This is a genomic window from Rhodococcus sp. DT1, assembly GCF_049844875.1.
Taxonomy (GTDB): Bacteria; Actinomycetota; Actinomycetes; order Mycobacteriales; family Mycobacteriaceae; genus Rhodococcus.
Genome location: NZ_JBNCLW010000011.1, coordinates 1 through 9,589, shown reverse-complemented (window position 1 = coordinate 9,589; position 9,589 = coordinate 1). Strand labels below are relative to the sequence as shown.

The following is a 9,589-nucleotide window of genomic DNA, read 5'->3' as shown; positions in this document are numbered from 1 at the left end:
GAGCACCTCCACCAACCGCTCGAACGGCACATCCGCATGCGCGAACGCATCGAGATCCACCCGGCGGACCTCATCGAGGAAGTCCCCGAACGACACCCCACCATCAACCGACGTCCGCAATACGAGCGTGTTGACGAACATACCCACGAGATCATCGAGCGCAGCCTCACCACGACCCGCGACGGGCGTCCCGATCGCAATATCGGACTGGGCGCTCAACCGTGACAGCAGCACCGCTAGAGCTGCATGCACGACCATGAATTCCGTTGCACCACTGCGGCGTGCGAGATCAGTTAGATCGGAACGGACGCGCCGATCGATCGTGAATCCGTGCGAGGCACCCCGGTAACTCGACACCGCCGGGCGGGGCCGGTCGGACGGCAACGTCGACTCCTCCGGCAGGTCCGCCAAAGCAGTGCGCCAGAACTCGGTTTCCCGCGCGAGCAACGACTCCGGATCGGACTCGTCGCCGAGGACCTCACGCTGCCACAACGTGTAATCCGCGTACTGCACCTCGAGTTCGGCCCAAGCGGGTTCCTTGCCCTCCACCCGTGTCACGTACGCGGCGACCACATCCCGGGTCAGGGGCGCCATAGAGAACCCGTCGCCGGAGATGTGATGGACCACGACCACCAGCACATGCTCTTCCGGCGTGATTCGCAGCAGCCGCACCCTGATCGGAACCTGCTGCGTCACATCGAAACCGGCAGCCACAACCTCCGTGACACGTGCCGGGACCTCGTCGGCCGCGACAGTTTCCGGACGTACCTCGACGATCGAGTCCGATGCGGGCAGGACCTCTTGGAATCCGACCCCGTCGATCTCCGGATACACCGTCCGCAACGACTCGTGTCGCGCGACCACATCCGACACCGCCGCCTGCAACGCATCGACATCCAACGAGCCCGACAACCTGATCGCCACCGGAATATTGTTGACTGCAGATTCTGGATCCAGCCGGTTGAGGAACCACATCCGCTGCTGCGCCAACGACAGGGGAATCTGTGCCGGACGCACCCGCGCAACCAACGGAACCCCGACACCCCCACCGGACACCTGCTCCACCCGCACCGCCAGTTCCCCGACGGTGGACGCCTCGAACAGCACGCGCACCGGCACCCGAGTATCGAGTGCCGCACCCAGGCGCGCGACCACCTGGGTCGCAATCAGCGAGTTACCACCCAAAGCGAAGAAATCATCATCGAGCCCGACCCGCTCGACACCGAGCACCTCGGAAAACACCGACGCCACGACCTGCTCGGCAGAGGTAGCCGGAGCCCGGAACTCCGTGACCTCGAACACCGGATCCGGCAACGCCCTACGATCCAGCTTGCCATTAGCGTTGAGAGGCAACCCCTCGAGCACCACAAAAGCCGACGGCACCATATAAGCCGGCACACTCCGACCCAGCGCGAATGCAACCTCCCCGGTATCGAGATCGATACCCGGCCGAGGAACCAGATACGCAACCACACGAGTACCCACACGCTCACTGCCACGAGCAACCACAGCCACGTCACGAATGTCGTCCATCCGCCGCAGCGCCGACTCGATCTCACCGAGCTCGATCCGGAAACCACGAACCTTCACCTGGAAATCCGTACGACCCAAATACTCGAGCTCACCGTCACTCGTCCACGCCACCAGATCACCCGTACGGTACAACCTCTCACCATCACCCCACGGCGACGCCACAAACCGCTCCGCCGTCAGATCAGGCCGCGCGAAATACCCACGAGCAAGCTGCGCACCCGCAAGATACAACTCACCCGGAACACCCACCGGCACCGGCTGCAAACGCGCATCGAGCACATACAACCGGGTATTCCATTGCGGTGATCCGATCGGCACAGACACCACATCGGACACATCGACAGTGTGATCGGTAACCGACACCGCAGCCTCGGTCGGACCGTAAAGATTGTCCAACCGGGCCTCATTGCCGGCAAGGAACCGCTGCGCTGTAGACGCAGGCAACGCCTCACCGATAGCGAGCACCCGGCGCAGAGAAGACGGCAGAACACCGTCCCTGTCCGTCATCAACGCAGACAGCATCGACGGCACCACATGCAAAGTCGTCACACCCTCCGATGCGACAAGATCGTTGAGATACGCCGGATCACGATGACCGTCCGGCCCCGCAACAACAACACGACCACCGGATACAAGCGCCGACCAGAACTCCCACACCGACAGATCGAACGTCGCAGCCGTCTTCAGCAACAGCGCATCATCCGGACCGAGACCGTATTCATCCCGCATCCACAGCATTTGGTTGACAATCGCCGCATGAGAGACCGCCACACCCTTCGGCCGCCCCGTCGAACCCGACGTGAAAATCACATACGCCGTGTTCTCCGGCCGCAACGGCGCCACCCGATCGACATCCGTGACCGGCGAATCCGAGTACCCATCGAGGTCCGCAGTGTCGAGCCGAACGACGACGATCCCGGAACCCAAGTCCTCGGGAACATCGAACTCGTCACGCGCGGTGGTCAACACCACCGCAGGAGCCGCCACCGACACAAGGTAGCCCGTACGCTCCGCCGGCTGATCCGGATCCAGCGGCACGTACGCACCACCGGCCTTGGCCACCGCATACATACCCACCAGCAGCTCCACCGACCGCCGCATCGCCAACGCCACAGTCGATTCCGGCCCAACCCCCACCGAAATCAAATGACGGGCAAGCCGGTTCACCCGAGCATCGAACTCCTGATAGGACAGCGACACGCCCTCGAAAACAATCGCCGTCGCCGCAGGATCACGCCGTACCTGAGTATCGAACAAGTCCACCAACGTCACCGGCGCCCCGAGCGGGCAGCTCGTGCGGTTGTGCTCCTCCAGCACCAGGTTCCGCTCCTCGACCCCGAGAATATCGAGATCTCCCACCGGAAGCCCCGGCTCGGCGACGATCTGCTCGAGCACTCGCACGAACCGCTCCGCGATCCCCACAACCGTCGACCTGTCGAACAGATCCGTCGCGAACGTCAACACGCTACCGATCCCCGCCGGAGACCCATCCTCGTGGTAACGATCCGCGGCGACCAAATGCAGGTCGAACTGCGAGGTCTGCACTTGCGCATCCAACCCCGACACCGTCAGACCCGGCAGCTCCAGGCTCGTCGCTGCCAAGTTCTGGAACGACAACCCCACCTGGAACAGCGGATGCCGCGCGGTGGACCGTTCAGGGTTGAGAACCTCGACGAGACGCTCGAACGGAACATCGGCATGCGCGAACGCCTGAAGATCCCGCTCGCGTGTCTGCTCGAGCAGAGCATCGAACGAACCGCTCACATCCACGTGGGAACGCAGAACCAAAGTGTTGACGAACATACCGATCAGATCGTCGAGCTCGCGACGTCCCCTACCCGCAATCGGAGTGCCGACCGTGATGTCCTCGGTACCCGACAAACGCGCGAGCAACACAGCGAAAGCCGCATGCACCGCCATGAACAACGTCGAGTTCCGCGCTCGTGCGAGCTCGACCAGCTTACGATGCAGATCTGCGTCGATGTCGAACTCGACGTCGTCGCCGGCAAAGGACTGTTCCGCCGGCCGTGGCCGGTCGGTCGGAAGGTCCAGCTGATCGGGAAGGCCGTCCAAAGACTGTTTCCAGAACGCGATCTGCTTGGCTGCCAACGACTCCGGGTCCGACTCGTCGCCGAGTACCTCACGCTGCCACAACGAGTAATCCGCGTACTGCACCTCGAGCGCCGACCACCCTGGGGCCGCGCCCGCGGCCCGCGCCGCATACGCAGTGACCACATCCCGGGTCAACGGCCCCATCGAGAACCCGTCACCGGAAATATGATGAATCACTACCACCAGCAGATGCTCCTGCGGCGCGACCCGCAACAACCGCACCCGCACCGGAACCTGGAGCGTCACATCGAAACCGGTAGTCACAGCCTCAACGACCCGCCCCGGTGCATCGTCGGCACTCACGTCCTCGACCCGTACCTCCACGACCGCATCGCCGGCACCGAGCACCTTCTGGAAACCGACCCCGTCGACCTCCGGATACACCGTCCGCAACGACTCGTGCCGCGCGACCACATCCGACACCGCCGCCTGCAAAGCGTCGACATCCAGCGAGCCCGACAATCTGATCGCCACCGGGATGTTGTTCGCCGCCGACCCCGGATTCAACCGGTTGAGGAACCACATCCGTTGCTGCGCCAGCGACAACGGCACCAGCTCGGGACGGGTTTGCGCGACGAGAGGGGTCTCGTTCCCTACCGCGAGGGGTTCGATCAGGGCCGCGAGTTCTCCCACCGTGGAGTGCTCGAACAGCAGGCGCGCGGGTACGCGGGTGCCGAGGCGTTCACCGAGGCGCGCGGCGAGTCGGGTCGCCACGAGTGAATTGCCACCCAGTGCGAACAAGTCGTCATCGAGCCCGATGCACTCGACACCGAGGAGTGCGCCGAACTCTTCCGCCACGGCAACCTCGAGCGCAGTTGCGGGTGGACGAAACTGCACCGAAACCGACTCCGGCTCAGGCAACGCCGCACGATCGATTTTGCCCGACGGCGTCAACGGCACATCATCCAACACGACGATCGCCGACGGAACCATGTGCGCCGGAAGCATTTCCGACACCGTTGCGGATATCTCTCCGGCATCGATCTCGACACCTCCCGCGGAATGCACATACGACACCAGTCGCATCTCACCCGCCGGCGTCTCGCGGCCCACAGTGATCGCGAAATCGACTCCATCGGAGGTCGCAAGCGCGGCATCGATTTCACCGAGTTCGACCCGAAGGCCGCGGATTTTGATTTGGAAATCGTTGCGCCCCAGGTAGATCAGTTCGTCGTCGCCACTACGCGGCGCACGGACGAGATCACCGGTGCGGTAGAGCCTCGTTCCGTCGGGACCCGCAACGAAACGTTCGGCTGTCAGACCCGGTCTGCCCCGATAACCACGAGCAAGAGCGGGACCCGACACATACAGCTCACCCGCAACGCCGGGCGCGACCGGATTCAGGCGGCTGTCGAGTACGTACGCACCCAGATTTCGCACCGGTGTACCGATGGTCACCGGCCTCCCCGGCTCGAGAGCACCGCTGCAATGCGTCATGATCGTCGCTTCGGTCGGCCCGTAGGCGTTGAGGAACCGCCGTCCCGGTGCCCACCGCTCCACCACATCCGGCGGGCACGCCTCGCCGCCCGACACCACCATTTCGAGTCCGTCGAGTCCCTCGGAATCGAGCGACGCCAACACCGCGGGCGTAATCAGCGCGTGGGTCACCCGGTGACGACGAAGAAGCTCGGTCAGTTCGGCGCCGGCGAACGCATCGGGCGGGGCGACGACCATGGCAGCACTCACGGAAATCGCCATCAGCCATTCGAGCACCGACGCGTCGAAGCTGGGCGAGGCGACGTGAAGGGTGCGGGAGGATGCAGTGGCCCCGAAGCGGTCCACCATCTCTTGTACCAGGTCGGACAGACCGCTGTGCGTCACCGGAACGCCCTTCGGGCGGCCCGTGGACCCCGAGGTGTAGATGACGTACGCCGGGTTCTCGGGTCGCAGGACACTCACGCGCTCGTCGAAGGACACCGGAGCGGGCGACAGCGCTTCCACTTCGGCCCTCGATTGCGGGTCGTCGAGCGCGAGCCACTCCACGGTGTCCGGCAGCGACGACACCGTCGCCGCGAGCGTAAGCCCGATCGCCGCACCCGAATCCGCGAGCATGTACGCGACGCGATCGGGAGGGTAGTTCGGATCTACCGGAACGAAGGCCGCACCGGTCTTCGCCACCGCCCAGATGGCCAGCACGGACTCGAACGACCGGGCCAGCGAGATTGCGACAATGTCTTCGGGGCCGAGTCCACGGTCGATCAACGCTCGCGCGAGGCGCGAAGAGTCGGCGTCGATTTCCGCGTACGTCCACGAGCGATCCTCGAACATCACCGCGGGAGCAGAAGGGTTACGTTCCACCGCGGTCCCAAGCAACTGCGGCAGAAGTATCGCGCGCGAACCCCGCCGACGTGCGGGACGTCGACGCTCCCGTCCACGTTCGGACACTGGCGGCCGTCCACTCTCGGGTTCGCCGACGTTTTCCCGTGCGACGCCGTCCCCTTGCTGCATGCCGGCCTTGCGCGAGGCTTCACTCACCACTGGTCTCGCTTCCCTCATATCTCCGTTTCGGCCGTCGCCGCCCGTTGGTTACCGGACAGTCGTCAGCTGCCCAATAGAGCATCGTGGGCCGGGGGTCATGTTACGGCTACTGGTGGGTCGCACCCGTTGGGATGACCTCGCGAGAGCCCCCGCAACACAAGGAAATTTGGCGTTCTTCCTGTTCAGGGTGCAAATCATGTCCTCCCGAGTGACCGCCGGCCCCGGCTCCCATGGCGTCCCTCACCGACCCGTGGCCCAGGGATCTCTGGACGGGCTGAGAACCCACGCCGCATCGGACGGCGCGCTCACGTCTTCGCCGTCGGTCACGAACACCGTCTCGAGGTCGGCGCACGTTGCCAGGGCATCCACCGCATCGCGGGGCACGAACGCGTGGGTCACCCACTCTTCCTCCGCGAGATGGGCGACATCGGACGCGTTGTCCGCCATCACCACTACGGCACCCGCGAGGGCGGCAGCAAGTACGGCATGGAGCACCCACCGATTCGCGTCCGGACCGGCAACGAGAATCCTTGCGTCGTAGGTCAACTCCTTGCCGACGATACCGTTGCGGAGGAGCGCGACCGCCCTTCCCTGGGAGAGCGCGGTGTCCGGGAAGCGGATCCCCGCATCCCCGAGACTCGGTACGGCGGTCCGCTCGGTGTAGGCAATCGTCCGCGCCGAGAGGCCGGACACCTCCGAGACCAGGTCCGGTGCGTCCATAGCCAGTCGTCGGCCGGAGCCGTGAACGTCGCGGTCGGTGGTCGTCAGTACCCAGCGGGCAGCCTCCGACGACCCGACTGCCAGTGCCGCACCCGACTTGACCACTGCCCACGCAGCGATCACCAAGTCGATGCCTACAGGCAGATCGACGCAGACCGTCTCCCCCGGGCCGGCTCCGAGGGCGATCAGGTAGCGAGCCCACTGCGACGAGCGTTGTTCGACCTCGCCGTAGGTCGACTCGACGTCGCCCACCACCACTGCCGGCGCATCGGGATCGGACTCGACGGCGACGCGCAACTCCTGCGCGATGGTGACGTCGGCGTCCTGCACCGTCGTGGTGTCCTGACGCGGAGCGCTGCCTGTCACCGCTGTGATCTCGTCCTCCGTGCGGAGTTCGATGTCTCCGACGATCGCCGCGGGATCCGCAGCCACCTTGTCCAAGAGAGCCACGAAACGACGGGCGAACGCATCCACGGTGCCCTCGTCGAACAGATCGGTCGCGTAGGTCAGTGCTACCGACATGCCTGCCGGCGTTCCCTCCGGGGTGTCGTGAGGTTCGACGGTGACCTGCAGGTCGAACTTGGCCGCGAGTTCCCCTGTGCCGATCGTGTCGACCGTCAGACCGGGCAGTTCCATCCGTGCCTGCTCGAGGTTCTGGAACGACAGGACGGTCTGGAACGCGGGATGACGAGCGGACGACCGAGCGATCCCTAATTCGTCGACGACACGCTCGAACGGAATGTCCGCGTGCGTGAACGCTTCGAGGTCACCGGATCGCACTGCGTCGAGCAGCGACTCGAAGGCCGTGGCCGGATCGACGTCCGTGCGCAGCGCGAGCGTGTTGACGAACATGCCGACCACGTCGTCCAGTGCTCGGGCGCCACGGCCCGCCACCGCGGTACCGACGACCACATCGCGGGAGTTGCTCAGCCGGGAGAGGAGGACGGCGAGAGCGGCGTGCACCACCATGAACAGGGATGCCCGGCGCGACCCGGCGAGTGAGTCGAGACGGGCATGGGTCTGCGCCGACACCTCGATCGTCGTGGTTGCACCCCGGCCGCTCGCCTGGGCGGGACGCGGACGATCGGTGGGCAGGTCGAGCAGATCCGGTATGCCCGCGAGCCTCTCACGCCAGTAGGCCAGTTGGACCCCGGCGGGCGAGTCGGGATCGTCGGCGTCGCCCAGTACCTCCTGTTGCCAGAGCGCGAAGTCGGCGTACTGCACCTCGAGCGGAGGCAAGGCCGGGGCCGTTCCTGCCGCCCTGGCGATGTATGCGCCCATGAGGTCGCGGGCCAGCGCAGGCAGCGACGCACCGTCTGCCGAAATATGGTGCACGACAAGCACGAGCACGTGGTCGTCCGGACCGAGCGTTACGAGAAGACCTCGAACAGGCACCTCGGTGGTGACGTCGAATCCGCGCCCGGCGACCTCCGCCACGGTCTCGAATGCCTCTTGCTCCGAGGCTGCGGTCACCACCGTCAGGTCCTCCACCGTGGTGGCCGGAACGATCTGCTGCCGAGGGCCGTGTTCGTCGTGCGGGTACACGGTGCGCAGTGCCTCGTGACGTTCGACGACATCACGCACCGCCGCACCCAGGCCCGCGACATCGAGTTCGCCACGCAACCGGATGCCGAGCGGGATGTTGTAGGAGCCGGACGTGGGGTCGAGCTGGTTCAGCACCCATATTCGCTGCTGAGGAAGGGACAGCGGAATCCGTTCGGGGCGGGTTCTCGCCACGAGTTCCGGCCTCCCGGATGCGACGGGACCCGCGTCGATACGCGCTGCGAGGCCGGCGACGGTGGGCTCCTCGAACAATTCACGGATCGCCAGTGAAGAACCGAGGGCCTCGTTGACTCGGGCGATCACCCGGGTAGCGACCAGAGAGTTGCCACCGAGCGCGAAGAACGAATCCTCCGCACCGACTCGATCGATTCCGAGGACCTCGCCCCATACCTTCGCGATCGCGATCTCGGATTCGGTTGCGGGATCGCGGGATTCGCGATCTCCGAAGACAGGGGAAGGCAACGCCTTACGGTCCAGCTTGCCCGACGAACCCAACGGGAACTCGTCGAGCACCACAAACACCGACGGCACCATGTACGCCGGCAACAGCCCCGAGACGAACTCGGCCAACTCGTCACGATCCACCGTGGCCCCCGCGACGGGCACCACATATCCCACGAGCTGGTCCCCGAGACCGGCGGTCGACACCACGACCGCAGCCTGGGTGATCGATTCGTGCGCTGCCAGCGCCGCCTCGATCTCACCGAGCTCGATCCGCAGACCCCGCAACTTCACCTGGAAGTCGGTACGACCGATGTACTCCAGTTCGCCGTCACTGTTCCACCGGACAAGATCACCGGTGCGGTAGAGGCGCTCACCCGCAGCGAACGGCGACGCCACGAACCGCTCCGCCGTCATTCCTGTACGCCCGAAGTATCCCCTCGCGATCTGCGCACCCGAGAGGTACAGCTCTCCCACGACTCCGACCGGTACCGGTACGAGTCGCTGGTCCAGCACGTAGGTCCCGGTGTTCCATACAGGTGTCCCGATCGGGACGGCACCGGTGCCGACTCCGTCGACCGGCGACGCCGTGACATGCACTGTCGCTTCGGTCGGGCCGTAGAGGTTATGGAGCTGAGGTAGCCCGAGGGCAGCGCATTGATCGGCCAAAGCCGCAGGGAACGCTTCACCCGCAACAAGAACCACACGCAACGACGCGCACTCCTCGCGCGTGGCGACAGCA

The 9,589-nt window shown here is 65.2% G+C and carries 2 protein-coding genes; both read right to left on the bottom strand.

Going from position 1 to position 9,589, the window contains the following annotated elements; genetic code table 11:
• A partial coding sequence (locus ACLQ3J_RS20895; RefSeq protein ID WP_425904300.1) for an amino acid adenylation domain-containing protein occupies positions 1-5,943 on the bottom strand: 5,943 nt, incomplete at its 3' end.
• Positions 5,944-6,363: 420 nt separating this feature from the next.
• On the bottom strand, positions 6,364-9,589 hold a 3,226-nt coding region (locus ACLQ3J_RS20890; protein ID WP_425904299.1), incomplete at its 5' end, for a condensation domain-containing protein.